Origin of the sequence: Bacillus sp. MAG717A, assembly GCF_036884855.1 — a bacterium.
Taxonomy (GTDB): Bacteria; Bacillota; Bacilli; order Bacillales; family Bacillaceae; genus Bacillus; species Bacillus safensis.
This window is the reverse complement of sequence record NZ_CP145733.1, coordinates 2,560,555-2,575,842: the sequence shown is the minus strand read 5'-3', so window position 1 is coordinate 2,575,842 and position 15,288 is coordinate 2,560,555. Positions and strand designations below refer to the sequence as shown.

The 15,288-nt window shown below is 42.4% G+C and carries 15 protein-coding genes and 1 other annotated feature; of the genes, 1 reads left to right on the top strand and 14 read right to left on the bottom strand.

Annotated elements, in window-relative coordinates; genetic code table 11:
* Positions 1-92: 92 nt before the first annotated feature.
* Both V6Z54_RS13220 and V6Z54_RS13215 read right to left on the bottom strand, forming a co-directional pair.
* Positions 93-830, bottom strand: coding sequence for a LytTR family transcriptional regulator DNA-binding domain-containing protein (locus V6Z54_RS13220; protein WP_041086557.1), 738 nt, complete (start codon positions 828-830; stop codon positions 93-95).
* Entirely contained in the window at positions 827-2,584 is a 1,758-nt protein-coding gene (locus tag V6Z54_RS13215; RefSeq protein WP_338527409.1) for a sensor histidine kinase, read from the bottom strand. Before V6Z54_RS13215 ends, V6Z54_RS13220 begins: the two co-directional genes overlap by 4 nt.
* 176 nt (positions 2,585-2,760) lie before the next feature.
* On the opposite strand from V6Z54_RS13215, the gene V6Z54_RS13210 reads away from it, so the two are divergent.
* The gene (locus V6Z54_RS13210) at positions 2,761-3,543 is read left to right on the top strand and encodes an HAD family hydrolase (RefSeq protein WP_338527408.1); all 783 of its coding nucleotides are present in this window, start codon (positions 2,761-2,763) and stop codon (positions 3,541-3,543) included.
* Between the two features lie 52 nt (positions 3,544-3,595).
* Here the strand turns inward: V6Z54_RS13210 and V6Z54_RS13205 are convergent, their stop codons facing one another.
* The 12 genes from V6Z54_RS13205 to ytaF form a co-directional block, all read right to left on the bottom strand.
* Positions 3,596-4,516, bottom strand: a complete 921-nt coding sequence (locus V6Z54_RS13205) for a methyl-accepting chemotaxis protein (RefSeq protein WP_338527407.1) — start codon at positions 4,514-4,516, stop codon at positions 3,596-3,598.
* A gap of 157 nt (positions 4,517-4,673) precedes the next feature.
* Positions 4,674-6,614: a threonine--tRNA ligase gene (thrS, locus tag V6Z54_RS13200; RefSeq protein WP_041086565.1), complete on the bottom strand. Its 1,941-nt coding sequence runs from the start codon at positions 6,612-6,614 to the stop codon at positions 4,674-4,676.
* A gap of 46 nt (positions 6,615-6,660) precedes the next feature.
* Positions 6,661-6,907, bottom strand: a binding site (T-box leader).
* Positions 6,908-6,950: 43 nt separating this feature from the next.
* Complete coding sequence (gene ytxC / locus V6Z54_RS13195) at positions 6,951-7,820, bottom strand: putative sporulation protein YtxC (protein ID WP_041086566.1); 870 nt, start codon at positions 7,818-7,820, stop codon at positions 6,951-6,953.
* Between the two features lie 60 nt (positions 7,821-7,880).
* The gene (locus V6Z54_RS13190) at positions 7,881-8,519 is read right to left on the bottom strand and encodes a TVP38/TMEM64 family protein (RefSeq protein WP_041086882.1); all 639 of its coding nucleotides are present in this window, start codon (positions 8,517-8,519) and stop codon (positions 7,881-7,883) included.
* A 33-nt stretch (positions 8,520-8,552) separates the two neighbouring features.
* Complete coding sequence (gene dnaI, locus V6Z54_RS13185; RefSeq protein ID WP_024425710.1) at positions 8,553-9,482, bottom strand: primosomal protein DnaI; 930 nt, start codon at positions 9,480-9,482, stop codon at positions 8,553-8,555.
* 16 nt (positions 9,483-9,498) lie between these two features.
* Positions 9,499-10,923: a replication initiation and membrane attachment family protein gene (locus V6Z54_RS13180; RefSeq protein WP_338527975.1), complete on the bottom strand. Its 1,425-nt coding sequence runs from the start codon at positions 10,921-10,923 to the stop codon at positions 9,499-9,501.
* Positions 10,924-11,024: 101 nt separating this feature from the next.
* Positions 11,025-11,483, bottom strand: a complete 459-nt coding sequence (gene nrdR, locus V6Z54_RS13175; RefSeq protein ID WP_003216720.1) for a transcriptional regulator NrdR — start codon at positions 11,481-11,483, stop codon at positions 11,025-11,027.
* Positions 11,484-11,487: 4 nt separating this feature from the next.
* Positions 11,488-11,874, bottom strand: a complete 387-nt coding sequence (locus V6Z54_RS13170) for a cytosolic protein (RefSeq protein WP_338527406.1) — start codon at positions 11,872-11,874, stop codon at positions 11,488-11,490.
* 183 nt (positions 11,875-12,057) lie between these two features.
* Positions 12,058-12,438, bottom strand: a complete 381-nt coding sequence (gene speD, locus V6Z54_RS13165) for an adenosylmethionine decarboxylase (RefSeq protein WP_003216492.1) — start codon at positions 12,436-12,438, stop codon at positions 12,058-12,060.
* Between the two features lie 235 nt (positions 12,439-12,673).
* Positions 12,674-13,696 (bottom strand): glyceraldehyde-3-phosphate dehydrogenase, encoded by a 1,023-nt coding sequence (locus tag V6Z54_RS13160; protein ID WP_024425707.1) that lies wholly within the window; start codon positions 13,694-13,696, stop codon positions 12,674-12,676.
* 172 nt (positions 13,697-13,868) lie between these two features.
* Positions 13,869-14,474, bottom strand: coding sequence for a dephospho-CoA kinase (gene coaE, locus V6Z54_RS13155; RefSeq protein WP_041086570.1), 606 nt, complete (start codon positions 14,472-14,474; stop codon positions 13,869-13,871).
* Positions 14,475-14,487: 13 nt separating this feature from the next.
* A complete protein-coding gene (ytaF, locus tag V6Z54_RS13150; protein WP_041086572.1) occupies positions 14,488-15,120 on the bottom strand; it encodes a sporulation membrane protein YtaF in 633 nt (210 codons plus the stop codon).
* Positions 15,121-15,288 lie beyond the last annotated feature (168 nt).

Below are 15,288 nucleotides of genomic sequence, written 5' to 3'. Positions count from 1 at the left end.
ATAAATGAATGAAGCGTTTACAATAAAACTCGCTGAATTCAATGACTGAAATGCAAAAAACGAGTATTGAAATACAAACAAAAAAAGCCCTCCTACTCTAGCAGGAGTGACTTCTTTAATTCTTTGGCATATGTGCGGCTGACAGGAATGATGGACCCGTCTGTCATATGCAGATTGTACGTCGAATTAAACCACGGCTGTACTTCTTTCATATGAGAGGTATTCACGATATAGCTGCGATGGACCCTCATAAAGTAAGCCTCAGGAAGTTTCTTTTCAATGACCACCAGCGGTTCTGTGACCTCATACATGTGATCCTTTGTTTTCACAACCTTTTTCCCCTCGCTGAGTCCTACATACATGATCTCTTCAACTTGCAGGATCACAATTGAGTCATCAACTGAGATCGCTAATTTTTGCTGTTGGGGTATTTTCTCATCTGACAGCTGGTGCTCTTGCGTTTCAACAGATTTCCATTTTTTAAACTTTTGAATGGTCTGGAGCAGCCGCTCTTCATCAAATGGTTTTGTTAAATAATCAAGCGCACTTACCTCAAACGCCTTCAGAGCATATTGATCAAAGGCTGTAGCAAATACAACTGCTGGCGGATCAGACATCCGGTTGAGCCTTTTAGCAATATCAAATCCATTCTCACCAGATAAATCAATGTCTAAAAAGAGCAGATCCGGCTTCTGATCGACCATCCGATCAAAAGCAGATTCTATATTTTCTGCTTCCTCTATTTGAACCTCCTCTTTCGTTCTTCGTAATAAGTATTTTAATTCATCTCTTGCTAACACTTCATCATCTACGATTAATACCTTTATCAACGAGAATCATCCTTTTTTACATAATCCATTGGAATGCGAAATGAGATGTCAGTGCCTTGGTCACTATGAATCGATAAAGCAGCTTGTCTACCAAAAATCCCTCTTAACCGCTGATCTAAATTAAAAAGAGCTGTCCCTGTTCCTTCTAGTGATTCGACAGGCGCTTTTAATAGTTGAGCCATCTTATCATCTTCAATTCCCTGCCCATTATCTGTTACTTTCATATAAACATGCCCATCTTTCATCAAAGCGGATACGATGACTTCACAATTTGTTTGATGTTTAGGAAAAGCATGTCTCACAGCGTTTTCAACAAGCACCTGAATCACAAAGGGCGGAATCATCACCTGCTCCAGCTCCTTTTCAATTTGAAAGGTCACATGGTACTTATTTGGAAATCTTGCTTGTTCAAGTGACAAATATGCCTCCACATGCTGAATCTCTTTATGCATTGGAATCAGCAGCTGGCGGGCACCTTGCATATTTGAGCGAAAATAAATACTTAGCTGCAGCAGCAGCTTCCTTGCCATCTCCACATTGGTTCTGCATAAAACAGAGATGGTATTAATGGCGTTAAATAAAAAGTGCGGGTTCACTTGTGCTTGAAGGGCTTTGATCTCTGCATCTTTTAGCAGGCGGCTCTGGGTTTCCGCCTCTCCAAGCTCAAGCTGTGTGGAAAACAGCATCGCCAAACCTTCTGCAAGCTCCTCTTCCACCCTGCTTAATCCGACCGGAGAATTGAAATACATTTTTAACGTCCCGATCGTTTGACCGTTAGAAGTGAGCGGCAGCACGATGGCGGCTTCAAGAGGGCAATGAGCGACGGAACAATTGATTTCGCCCTTCGAATGTGCCTTCATAATCTTGCCGCTCATCAAGACTTGTTTCGACAGCCCCGTAATCAAGCTTTTAGATGGAATATGATGATCTGTTCCATCTCCGACATGTGCTAAAATCTTTTCTGTATCTGTTAAGGAGACTGCATCTGTTTCAGTCAACCGATGAATGATCTCCGCCACACTTTTACAAGACTGTTCATTTAACCCTTGGCGGAAAAAAGGCAGTGTTTGATCGGCGATCAAAAATACACGATGCGTCTGCATCGCCTTTGCCTGCTCTTCTTGCCGAATGACTGACTGTAAAATAGATAAAAAGATAAAGCTGCCGATTCCATTCACAAGAATCATCGGCAGGGCAATGATACTGACAAGCCCCCATGCATCCGCAAATGGCCTTGCAAACAGAAGGATAATGATCATCTGTAATGATTCCATCGCCACACCAAAAAAAGCTGCTTGGCGAGGTGTCACCATCCGATTCCTCCGCTTAAACCTGCTGCCGACATAACCTGCAATGACACCGGCTAAAATGGAAGAAATCGCACAGCTGAGCGCGGTGCTTCCCCCAAGGGAATAGCGATGAATTCCAGCTAAAAGCCCTGCGCCAATCCCTACAAACGGCCCCCCGATCAAACCGCCCATTTCGATCCCCATAATTCTCGTATTGGCGATAGAACTTGACGAGCCGAGATGATAAGAAAACTCATGATTCATGACAATTTGCTGATGGATTTCAATTCCTGTGTAATTGCTGATAATGCTAAAAGAAGCAAAAATGAAGATAAGGATTGCCTTTTTTTGAAATCCTTGATTATGAAGCAATAGATTGCGAAAGCCCTTCACATGGGCAAGTACAAATCCTAGAATAACGATGATCCCTACACGCTCGATCATCATGATAATTAAATGAAGCAAACCGGCCACCTCAAATGATGTATGTCATATCTACTGTCTTTCTATTCTATCATGTGCGGTCAATGATCAAAGATCTCTCAAATCTTTTCTTTATTGGCCTCTTCTTCTATTGTAAAATGAACATGAGCCTGTCACTTGCAATTGAAGGTAACACATACATAACAAGGGAGAAGATCATGAAAGCCGTATTTTTCGATTTAGATGATACTTTGCTTTGGGACGAAAAAAGCATTCACACAACTTTTCAGGAAACTTGCCGGGAAGCGGAAAAGAAATATGGACTCGATCCAGAATCGTTTGAACAGATTGTACGTGAAGAAGCAAGAAAGCTGTACTCTTCCTATGAAACATATGATTATACTGTCATGATCGGCATTAATCCTTTCGAAGGACTGTGGTCCAATTTTAGTGAACCGATTAGCGAAGGCTTTCAAAAGCTGAACGCCATTGCACCAGAATATCGCAAAAATGCTTGGACCAATGGCTTAAGGGCAGCGGGAATTGACGATGAGGCATTTGGACAATATTTGGCTGATTTCTTTGCAGCAGAGCGTAGGAAACGCCCATATGTCTATGAAGAAACATACCCTGTTTTAAACCGCCTGAAAGGCAGCTACGAATTGCTCCTTTTAACAAACGGAGATCCTAGCCTTCAAAAGGAAAAACTTGCAGGTGTTCCTGAGCTTGCTCCTTATTTTAACGAGATTGTGATTTCAGGGGATTATGGGAAAGGCAAGCCTGATCCAGGTATCTTTGAGCACTGCCTTCAGCTGTTAAACTTAACAAAAGACGAAGTGATCATGGTTGGAGATAATCCAAAAACAGATATTCTCGGCGCATCTCGTGTAGGTATCCAAACCGTTTGGATCAACCGTCATGGCAAGAAAAATGAAACAGATGATGTGACGCCTGATTATGAAATCAAAGACTTACATGAATTGTTTGATATATTAAAATAGAACAAAAAAACACCCTTCTCCTGACGAGATTGGGTGTTTTTTATTCACAGAGCTAAATGATTGCTGCTAGACTTTGCGCTTGCCGGTCTAAACCGCGTGCTGCTTCTCCTACAATGATGAATTCCTCGCTTGCCTGCTTTACAAGATCCCGGTTTGTAAACACAGTTGTCTTCGCCCGGCTTGTTCCGCTGCTGACCTTCTCTACTTCTGCATGGATCGCCTTCACATATTGATCTACCTTGATGATCGCTTCTTTTGAATTTGTCGCAAGCTTTCGAATTTCTGCTGCCACTACACTAAAGCCATTTCCATAGGAACCCGCATGGGCCGCTTCTATTGCCGCATTTAAGGCGAGTAGCTGGGTTTGCGAAGAAATACTGTTAATGGTTGCCGCAATGGAGCTGATGGACTCTACCTGCTCCGTTAATCCTTTTAGCAAGCTCATATTTTGATCGGTTTCGTTTGCTATATGATTAAAGGAGGCATTGACACTTTGGCTATGCTGAATGCCAACTTCTGCTCGTTCCATTAATTTCGCAGACATCTCCTTTAAGTCTTCTACAACCTGTTTCATCGAGAGTTCTCTCTCCGTAATATCTGTCGCCACTTTCACAACACCCACTACGTTTCCTTCTTCATCTCGAACAGGTGAATATGTCGCTTCGAGCCATAAGCTGCTGCCGTTTTTTGTGATCCGTTGTACTTTTTCCTGAAAGACTTGACCTTCTCTCAAACGCTTCCAAAACATGTGATAGCTTTTGTCTTCTGTAATATGCCGAGGACAAAACTGTCTATGTTTAAGACCGATCATCTCTTCTTTTGAATAATCCATGGCTTTAGCAAAAATATCGTTCACCCATAGAACTTCACCTGTCACATTAAATTCAATCATTGCCAGCGAGTGCTCTAATGCACGAAAAACAGCTGATTGCTCCAATACTTGTGACGATAAAGAGTTTATTGTTTGCTTCATCGATTTCATTCCCCCAATTTGTCTCAAACCAATAGTACATACTTACCCTTACTTTTGTACTATCTAAACGTCTCCTTTTAGGAATTGGATCACTAGTGGAGGAAGTTTTCCAAAAAGAAAAAAGCCAGTGATCTAAAAAGAATCACTGGCTGCTTCATTATTTTTTCGCTTCTGCTACTGCATGTTTCACAAAGGCTTCAAGATCCATTGTTTCTGAATCTTGTTCCCCGTATTTTCTAACATTGACAGCGCCATTTTCTGCTTCTTGATCTCCGACAACAAGCATGTACGGAATCTTTTGCATTTGCGCTTCTCTAATTTTGTATCCGATCTTTTCATCACGGCTGTCAAGCTCTACACGAAGACCTTCAAGCTGTAAACGTTCTTGTACTTTTTTTGCATAGTCTAAATGAACAGACGGTGAAACCGGGATGACTTGGAATTGTACAGGTGCCAGCCATGTTGGCAGAGCTCCTTTGTATTCTTCAATTAAGAAGGCAACGAAGCGTTCCATTGTAGAAACAACGCCTCTATGAATGACGACTGGACGATGGTGCTTTCCATCTTCTCCGATATATGTGAGATCGAAGCGTTCTGGAAGTAAGAAATCAAGCTGTACAGTGGATAATGTCTCTTCTTTTCCAAGAGCTGTCTTCACTTGTACATCAAGCTTCGGACCATAAAATGCTGCTTCGCCTTCTGCTTCATAATAATCGTGGCCAAGCTCGTCCATTGCATCCTTCAGCATCGATTGTGCTTTATTCCACATCGCATCGTCATCAAAATACTTCTCAGTATCTTCTGGATCACGGTAAGATAAGCGGAATGTGTAGTCATTCAAGCCAAAGTCTTGATACACTTCTTCAATTAAGCGAACTGTACGGATGAACTCGTCTTTGATTTGATCTGGACGAACAAAGATGTGTGCATCGTTTAATGTCATACCGCGGACACGCTGAAGGCCGGATAAAGCACCTGACATTTCATAGCGGTGCATTGTACCAAGCTCTGCAATACGAATTGGCAATTCGCGATAGCTGTGCGGTTCGTTTTTGTAAATCATCATATGGTGCGGACAGTTCATCGGACGAAGAACAAGATCTTCGTTGTCCATTTCCATCACGGGGAACATGTCTTCTTGATAATGCGCCCAGTGTCCTGATGTTTTATACAACTCAACACTCGCAAGAACTGGTGTGTACACATGCTCATAGCCAAGACGCACTTCTTTATCGACAATGTAACGCTCAATGACGCGGCGGATCGTTGCGCCTTTTGGCAACCAAAGCGGAAGACCTTGACCAACCTTTTGGGAATTTGCAAACAGCTTCAGCTCTTTTCCAAGCTTACGGTGATCGCGCTCTTTCGCTTCTTCAAGCAGACGTAAATGCTCATTTAAATCTTCTTTGCTGAAGAAAGCTGTTCCGTAAATACGCTGAAGCATTTGGTTGTTACTATCACCTCTCCAGTATGCACCTGCAAGGCTTAACAGTTTAAATTCTTTGATTTTCCCTGTAGACGGCAAGTGAATACCGCGGCAGAGGTCAAAGAATTCACCCTGCTCATAAATCGTCACAGCTTCACCTTCTGGAATCGCCTCTAACAGCTCAAGCTTCAACTCATCACCAATCGCTTCAAAGCGTTTTTTCGCTTCTTCTCTTGATACTTCAATTCGCTCAATTGGCAAATTGCTGTTAATGATTTTCTTCATTTCTTTTTCAATCTTTGGTAGGTCTTCAGGTGTGATGGCAACATCAATGTCCACATCGTAGTAGAAGCCATTTTCGATGACAGGACCTACGCCAAACTGAACGTGATGCTCTTTTCCATAAAGGCGTTTGATCGCCTGCGCTAGCAAATGGGCTGTGCTGTGGCGCATAATGTCGAGTGCTTCTTCACTTTTATCTGTGATGATCTCGATTGTTCCACTTTCTAATAGCGGCGTACGCAGATCTATTTCTTTACCGTTCAATTTACCGGCAAGTGCTTTTTTCTTTAGGCCCGGGCTAATTGATGCCGCGATGTCTTCTGTTGTAGCTGTTTTGTCAAACTCCTTGACTGCTCCATCTGGAAATGTAAGTTGAATTTGTTTTGACATCTCTGGTCACTCCTTTTTTTTGGCAATATAAAAACCCCGCCCCCTGGAAAGGGACGAGGTTGAATAAACGGAATCGTGGTTCCACCCTTTTTCCCGTATTTGCAACTTGCTTTTCATAAGCAAATACGGCTTGCGGTTCGATAACGGGAATTCCCGTCAGCCATTACTAAAAAGTTCACAGCTGATGTTCAAAGGTGGTAAAGCAAATGGTCCTCTGCTAGGAAGCTTTCAGCCGCGGCTTCCCTCTCTTTAAGCGGGTGTTCATTTGTTCATGTCCTTATCAATACGGTCTCTGTATGAAGTTACACCGTATTATAAAACGTTTTTTCGTGAAAATCAAGAAAGCTTTTCACTTTTCTTGTCGAAATGGTCATGTACAAATTGAACATTCTGCTCTTGGAATGAATGAGACGGGAACACCTCGACCCTTTCTTGAAAAATATTTTGAATCGTTTGCACCATCGAGTGACCTGTATCATTTGTAAACAGGTCAATTTTTTGCGGTGCAATGGAGACAAGCGGTGCAATCAGCTGCGAATCAATATACATTGGATGCTCTCTTACAAACTGTCTGTCTATGTATTGTTTTTGATCACGCTCAGAAGCGTAGCGAAATTCCCAAATCACCAGGCGGTCCTGATGCACAACATGTACTTTTTCGAGCCTAGGCTCTCTTGCCATCACATAGTCTCGAAGCGATTGAATGAAGTTTTGATACTCTTGCTCCATTTTGTATTCTTCAATGGACACTTCAACATAGTTCTTCAGCCTTCGATCATACTCTGACAGCCTAAATGTCATAAATGAACCAATTGAAAAAACACCTTGCTGTAAAGAAATTGCCTCAAGCTCCTTTTTTAAAAGGGCTTCTCTTGACGGGTCTTGCTGAATGCCGGGAATATCATCTAAGTCCCCGTTCATGATACTGTGAGCGATGGAAAGAATTTGGTGCTGCTCTTCAGGATCTTTAAAAAAATAAGTGTTTTCAAGGATGCTGCGCATGCGCTCATTTTCTTTGCATTCCAAAAAAAAGTGAACCAATAATGGCCGCACAATGTGCTCAAGTGCTTCTTCTGATTCCTTCGCCTCTATAAGAAGCCGGTCTTTCCCTTGTTGAATTGACATGTGATGCCGACTGTCCAAGTGTTCAGCAAGATGTAAAAAAGCGGCGGTATCATATTCATCTTCAAAGATTATTTCAAGCATGTTTGTCCCCCCTAACGACATCTGTTACATATATATGGGGGAAACATAAAAAATAGACGCCTAAAATAAATCAGGCATCTTTCTTTTTAAAATGAGTGGAACGGAGATAAAGATCAAATAAATCAAACAAACAACCACTAAGGCGGCATAATTGCCGCTGACAAAGCTTGAGCCGAGAACATTTAACGCAATTGTACCCGGTATTAAGCCTAAAAAGGTGGCTGCCACAAATGCACGATAATTTGCACGTGAAGCGGCTGCCGCATAGCTGACAAAATCAAAATGAATCGGTGCAATACGCAATAACAAAATATAAAGAAATCCATGCTCCTGAATGCGGGACGTCACCGCTTTCAGCTTCCGGCTGTTTGATTCCGTTTCCTTCTTTTTTGCACGAAAGGTTGACGCAATCATGAAGGAGCCTGTTGCCCCGGCTGTAGCCCCAATGAGGGCATAAATCGTCCCAAGGACACTGCCGAATGCCAAACCTGCTGCCAGCGAAAAGACCGTAATCGGGACGAGAACAAACGGGCGAAAAAGAGATAAGAAAAGAAAAACAAAGGGAGCCAGTATCCCAAATTGAAGCACCCAATTCTTCACATCTTTCGGCGCGAGCTGAAGATGCTGTTTATTCAGCCACCACAGCGCAGCAGCAAGAATGCTAATCACGAGAAAAAGCAGCCATTTTCTTTTGTTCATTTCATTTGCTCCTCCTTCAAGTGACATACGCTTTTATAAATGACGGCGGTTTTCTCCTTCGAGCAAGACCGGCTCTGCTAAATAGAGAATCCGTTCCATTAAACGGGCGGCTTTGACCTCTTCTTTTTCCCCGCGCTGTGAGTACGTAAAGTGATGCTTCAGCTCATTTGGTGAGAAATTAGAAGAGAAAAACGTCGGCAGCTGTTCTGCCATACGGTATTGTAAGATCGTACCGAGCAGTTCATCCCGCACCCAGCTTGTCATCGATTCTGCCCCAATATCATCAAGCATTAAAATCGGGGTGGATTTGACCATATTCAGCTTTTCTTCTAGCGTATGATCAGCTAACGAATTTTTTAACTCTCTCACAAATTCAGGTACGTAAACAAGAAGAGATGGGTATTCTTTCTCCGCTAGCTGCTGCGCAATGGCTGCCAAAATATACGTTTTTCCTACTCCAAATTTTCCGTGTAAATACAAGCCTTTTCCTTTTCCAGTCTCATCATAGCTTTGGAGGAATTGACCTACTTTTTGGATGACCTCTTGTCTTCCCACAACGTTCAGATCAGCGAACGTCGCTTGAAGGACATTTTGCGGAATATACATGCTTTTCATCAGCTCTTGCTGTTTTTTCTGTCTATCGAGCCGCAGCTTGACTGGGCAAGGGGAATATTCAATATCAATACTCTGACCTTTGATCACAAGCTTCGGGTGATACCCATCTAAAATGGCATTGACGTTTTCGTCATCTAAGCAGTAAGAGCAGCCCTTCGACTGCTGCACATATTCAAAGAGCCGGTTCAAGCTGCGATTGATCATGTCTTCATGTATCTCTTCTTGATGCTTCTGTAAAAAGGCCTTCACATCTTCATCAGATAACACACTTTCTTTAATCTGATTGTATCTCACGCGAAAATCTACTCGTCCTTTTAGCTGTTCAAATGAACGACCGATCGGTTTCATCCCATCTCACCTCACCTTAATGTGCATTGTACTTTTTCATATTTTTAAACTGATCTAACAGTTTTTCTTTTTCTCGTTCGAGGTCTTCTGTAGACAGATTGTCCGTTTGCTCTTTTGCCGGCTGTTCTTTTGTTTCGGCTTCTTTCATCCAGTCAGGCAGTTTCTCTTCCCTGACGACTTTTCCTGAACCATATGTGCTGCGCTGCTTTTTCTGCTGCGCCCACTCTGTCATTTGTCTGTTCTCTTCTTTGGCAATTTTCATCGCCGCAGCAACGGTTTTGATTTTCTTTCTTACCCAATGAGCGGCGATTTTTTGCATGTATGTTTTCGACAGCTTCATATCTGTTTTGAGTAAGGTATAGTAGATGAGAACATTCATGACACCTGGCTCTAGCTGCTGCTCGAGCATGATATCTTCGACAATTCTTAAATCAGCATATGTTGGCTCAATGCCATCTGCCATGTCTTTTAGCAGCTCTCTAGGCGAAATATAATCCAGCTTTTCAATCAATTTTGCATCTGGAGTATCCGCTGCCGGCGTCTTTGAAGCATCTTGTCGCAAGTGTCTTGGCTGTTTTTGATCAATCAGCTTTGGCTGTTCGCCTCTGTATTCAATTTGGTACCAGTCTCTTGCTGCTTTTCTCAGCTCTTCTGTTGAGATCATTTGATCCGAACCGCATGCACCTGCCACAATATTTTGCATTTGAAGCGGGGTGATGCCGTATACAACAGCTAACTTCTTAATTGTTTCTTTTACCTGCTTTGTCAAAGCCTTTCTTGGAATCATCATGTCAGACATACCCGCTAACAATAGATCGAAATCGAAGGATTCGTCTGAGAGCGGTGCCGGCTGACTCGATCCAACAGTCACATATTCATAGCCTTGATCAAGCGATGTCGCCTGATGAATCTCTTCTGTCATCTTGCGTTCGCCTGGCTGCAATACGTGAAAGACTTCTTCAAACGACCGTGAAATGTTCTTTGCTTCTGCAGGAACACCTGGATAAGAGAAATAATCACGAAGCTGCATATATTTTGCTTTCTCTACACGATGGTACAGCAGGACATTCAGCATACCATCTTGGAAAAATTCATCCGGTCTTAGCGGCGGTACAAGCTCATATGTAAACAGTCTGCCTTCTTCCGTTTCCTGTTCATATGTGCGGAGTAAGCCGATCGCTTCAAGCTTTAAACGTTCCTCAAAAATATCATTTAAATTCGTCTGCAGCATGACCATGAGCTGCCGATGAGGTGCAGGTTTTCCCCACATACGATTTTGTTCCAGCTCTCCCCACAGCGTCATGTATAAGCTGAAAGCGGACATGCCAATAAGCGGCTGATATAAAAGAGTGATGAGCTGTCTATCGATGTCACCGAGCAATGAAGCGCTTTTGACGACATACGGATCGACGGCTAGCACTTCCTTCCAATGCTCTGTCATATGCTGATCCTCCCCATGAATTGCGATTGTTTCCATTGTACACTCTTTTTGCGTTTTACGCTTTACGCAGGAAAAAGAGCATGAAGAATCTCCAGCTCTTTTTAGCGTTCTTTCTTTAATAGATCTTTTAATTCATCAATAAAGACATTGATGTCTTTAAACTGCCGGTAAACCGAGGCAAACCTAACGTAAGACACTTCATCAATTTTCGCCAGCTCGTCCATCACCATTTCACCTACAAGCTCGCTTTTTACTTCTGACATGCCTTGATTGCGAAGTTCTTTTTCGATATTAAAGCAGACATCCTCCAGCTGCTTTAAAGCGACAGGACGCTTTTCACACGCTTTGATGAGTCCTCTCAGCATTTTTTCGCGGCTGAATTCTTCTCGAATCCCTTCTTTTTTCACCACAATTAGCGGTAATTCTTCTAATTTCTCAAACGTCGTAAAGCGATATTGGCAGCTTTCGCACTCTCTTCTACGACGGATGGATTTCCCCTCATCTACTGGTCTTGAATCAAGCACCCTTGTGCCAAGGTGCTGACATGTGGGACATTTCATATCATCAGCTCCGATCTATTCTTGGAAGTTGTTTGTCTAGTTCATCATAAAGGGACAGAACGGTCTTCTGGCTATAGCCGAAATCTGTTGGCAGGGCCGTTTCTGTTGTTACATTAAAATCGACAGCTGTTTCAAAAGGACGAATTGAAATGACAGTCGCCACGAGAAAGGCTTTTTTCGGCACTCGTATGTTTGCGCTGATTTCACCTCGTTCTGCTGAAACAGATGTCACTTGATAGGAATCGTTTCGGGAAAGAATGGCTTCCACCGCGTGAAAAACTTGTGCATTCGTCGATTTGTAGTAATGGCTTTTCAGTTTTGACACTGGATGCTCGTCAGATGTTTCTGTATGGTTTGACATGAACCGTTTAAACTTTTGTCTTAAAATCATACACGTATCCCCTTTGCCATAATGCCTCTTTCTTTATTTTATAAAAAAAACCTTTGTTTTCCTAGAACAAAAGTATAGACAAGCTGGGGAATGTTGGATTTTTTATCAAATAAATATAAAAAGGAGCATAACACAAAGGCATTTAATGCTTTTGGCCAGCTCCCATTGCAATCTTTTTTATGTTTACAGTGCTTTGGCTTGTGCCTGTTTTACTTGTACAGGTCCCATGCCTCGAGGAATTTCGATGTTTTCTCTTGTTTCAGCACCTAATTCATCTCCGATATGATCTGCTGCAATATTCGGATCTAGGTCGCCGCAAGTATAAACATCTATGCTCGCATAACCATGTTCAGGAAAGCTGTGAATTGTCAGATGAGATTCAGAAATAATGACAACTCCACTTACTCCTTGAGGTGCAAATTTGTGAAAAGCAACCTCTCTTACCTCAGCTCCTGATTTCAAAGCTGCATTTACAAACGTTTTTTCAATAAAATCCATGTCGTTCAGTTTATCACAGTCGCATCCCCATAGCTCGGAGATAACGTGACGTCCGATTGTTTCCATCATGGACCCCCCTTTAAACAAGAATGAAAGAGTGAAGTTCTAAGCAGCCGGACCGGACATATACCACGGGGGAAAGTTAGTCCTAAGAGGTCCTAACCCTTTAAGTATACCCGAATGAGTCTGCGAACAAGAAGTTCACGAAAAATAGTATACTTTGTTTAGACCCATTTTGCAAGCTGTGTTTTTAGTGGGATTTTCTCTCATTTCTTGAAAAGGGACGATCGTCTTCTTCATTTCAAACAGCAGAAAGCTCTTTCATCTGTGCGCCGACAAATTTCACAAGATCAACCACTCGGCATGAATAACCCCATTCATTGTCATACCATGCAAGAACTTTTACTTTTCTCCCTTCCATTACCATCGTTGTCAATCCATCAACGACTGCTGAATAAGGGTTCGTGTTAAAGTCGGTAGAGACAAGCGGCTCATCTGTGTAATCTAAAATACCAGCAAGAGATGTTTTAGATGCATTCGAGAAGGCTGCATTGACTTCTTCTGCTGTGACATCTTTTTTTAGGTCTACCACAAGATCCACCATCGACACATTGGAAACTGGCACGCGAAGTGCAAGCCCATGCAATTTCCCTTTCATGTGCGGAAGCACTAAAGAAAGCGCTTTAGCGGCACCTGTCGTAGTTGGAATAATGGACTGAGCACATGCTCTTGCCCGGCGCAGATCCTTATGCGGGTTATCGATATTTTTTTGATCATTTGTATAAGCATGAACCGTTGTCATTAAACCGTTGTCGATGCCAAATTCATCATCTAACAGTTTCACAACTGGTGCTAAACAGTTTGTTGTACAAGATGCGTTTGAAATAATGACGTGCTTTTCAGGATCAAGATCATCCTCATTGACACCCATCACAATTGTAATGTCTTCATTTTTACCTGGAGCTGTTAGAACGACTTTTTTCGCTCCGGCATCTATATGGCCCATCGCTTGATCTTTTGAATTAAATTTACCTGTTGCTTCAATGACGATATCAATTCCAAGCTCTCCCCATGGAAGTTGCTTTGGGTCTCTATTATTAAGCAAAAGCACTCTCTTGCCATTTACAATCAAGGCGTCATCTTCTGCTGTCACATCACATTCGTAACGTCCATGATTTGTGTCATATTTAATTAAATGTGCTAGCGTTTCGGCAGGATAGCTTGCGTTCACCGCTACAATTTGAATTTGATCATCAAGCATTGCTTTTCTGAAGACCATGCGTCCAATTCTGCCAAACCCATTGATCGCTGCTTTTACCTTCATGAACAGGTCACTCCTCTATTATGTGTTATACTCAATAAATTTATTTATGAAATTAGTATATCACATTAGAATGTAATTGCCAGTATATAAACGTATATTTTCTAAAAAGGGCTGTTCTTTTCAAAGGAAATAAGAATAAAGCATAAAAAAAGAAGAGTACGTGTATGTACTCTTACTTATCTGTATGTTCCCATTCATTTAATATGTTTTGCAATTGCTTTCTGATAAAAGCAAGATCTTGTGTGTTCTCTATCACGCGGTCTGCTTTTTTACATTTCTCCTCAAGAGACTGCTGAGAGTGAATACGATTCAGCGCTTCTTCCTCGCTGAGGTCATTTCGATTCATGAGCCGCGACAGCTGCAATTCAGGAGTTGTATACACCACAATGATGCGGTCGACGAGGCTTTCCAGCTGACTTTCAAATAAAAGCGGGATATCGAGGACAACGAAGGTTTCTTGCTGACTAACCCCTTCATCTCTCTGTTTGAGCATTTCCTTTCTCACTTCAGGATGAACAATCGCATTCAGCTGCTTTCTTTTCTCTTCATCAGAAAAAATGATGGCTCCAAGCTGCTTCCGGTTCAGCTCCCCATTTGGCAGGAGAACATCCTCGCCAAAGGTTTGAACGATTTGTTGAAGAGCTGGTGTTCCTTTGGCAACAGCTTCTTTTGCAATGACATCTGCGTCCACGACCCGGATGCCCTGCTCTTTTATCATTTGCGAGACGGTGCTTTTTCCAGTAGCAATCCCGCCTGTTAATCCAATGACAAGCGTCAATTGATTTCCTCCTTTACAGCTTCCACACCCCAATTAAAATGAGCAGAAGCCCTGGTAAGCATGCAAGTTTATCGATCCAGCGCCAATTTGCCAAGTAATGACCGGAACGAAGCCCGATACACACAAAGAGTGAGCTCATCACGGCCACAGTGATACTCATGACAATTGGAGAAAAGCCTAGAATCGCAGCGCCAATCCCTGCGCCAAATGCATCAATGGATAAAGCAATCCCAAGAAGCACCGCTTCTATTCCATTGATCGTCCCAGAACGGTCAATATCTGCGCTTATCGGCTTTCGCAAAATTTGAATGACAAGACCAAGTGACTGCACTTCCACATTGAGCAATGTCTTTTCATGAAGAAGCAAATCACGCTCTTTCGCTGGTTTGTAAAATTGATAAAGGACCCAAAGTCCAATGGCGATCAAAATGCCTCCACCAAGTTTATCTGTCACTGAGACAGGGAGGAATGTCGTCAGCAGGCTGCCAATCAGCATAGAAATGAGCAGCACAATCCCTGAACAGCATGCAATAATGACAATCGCTTTAAATGGAATCTTCATTTTACGAAGTCCATACGTAAAGCCTACAGAAAAGCTGTCAATGCTGACTGCAATAGCTAAAAACAGGAGCGAAATCGAAATCATACCTGAACTCTTCCTTTCTGTTCATGCAACGATGATCAAGAGTCTCTAAGCGTCCTTAGACTCTTCTTCACTATATGAAGAGCAGGTGGGCTGTGTGTCAGTCTACACCTTGCTGAAAAATGAATGTTTTTTATCGTATGCACAGCAAAAAGGGAGCATGCTGATGGC

Bases quoted from the DNA above. Each gene is read 5' to 3' on its own strand.
- V6Z54_RS13210 (WP_338527408.1), top strand. From the start codon at position 2,761: ATGAAAGCCGTATTTTTCGATTTAGATGATACTTTGCTTTGGGACGAA.
- V6Z54_RS13205 (WP_338527407.1), bottom strand. From the start codon at position 4,516: ATGAAGCAAACAATAAACTCTTTATCGTCACAAGTATTGGAGCAATCA.
- thrS (WP_041086565.1), bottom strand. From the start codon at position 6,614: ATGTCAAAACAAATTCAACTTACATTTCCAGATGGAGCAGTCAAGGAG.
- ytxC (WP_041086566.1), bottom strand. From the start codon at position 7,820: ATGCTTGAAATAATCTTTGAAGATGAATATGATACCGCCGCTTTTTTA.
- V6Z54_RS13190 (WP_041086882.1), bottom strand. From the start codon at position 8,519: ATGAACAAAAGAAAATGGCTGCTTTTTCTCGTGATTAGCATTCTTGCT.
- dnaI (WP_024425710.1), bottom strand. From the start codon at position 9,482: ATGAAACCGATCGGTCGTTCATTTGAACAGCTAAAAGGACGAGTAGAT.
- V6Z54_RS13180 (WP_338527975.1), bottom strand. From the start codon at position 10,923: ATGACAGAGCATTGGAAGGAAGTGCTAGCCGTCGATCCGTATGTCGTC.
- nrdR (WP_003216720.1), bottom strand. From the start codon at position 11,483: ATGAAATGTCCCACATGTCAGCACCTTGGCACAAGGGTGCTTGATTCA.
- V6Z54_RS13170 (WP_338527406.1), bottom strand. From the start codon at position 11,874: ATGATTTTAAGACAAAAGTTTAAACGGTTCATGTCAAACCATACAGAA.
- speD (WP_003216492.1), bottom strand. From the start codon at position 12,438: ATGGAAACAATCGGACGTCACGTTATCTCCGAGCTATGGGGATGCGAC.
- V6Z54_RS13160 (WP_024425707.1), bottom strand. From the start codon at position 13,696: ATGAAGGTAAAAGCAGCGATCAATGGGTTTGGCAGAATTGGACGCATG.
- ytaF (WP_041086572.1), bottom strand. From the start codon at position 15,120: ATGATTTCGATTTCGCTCCTGTTTTTAGCTATTGCAGTCAGCATTGAC.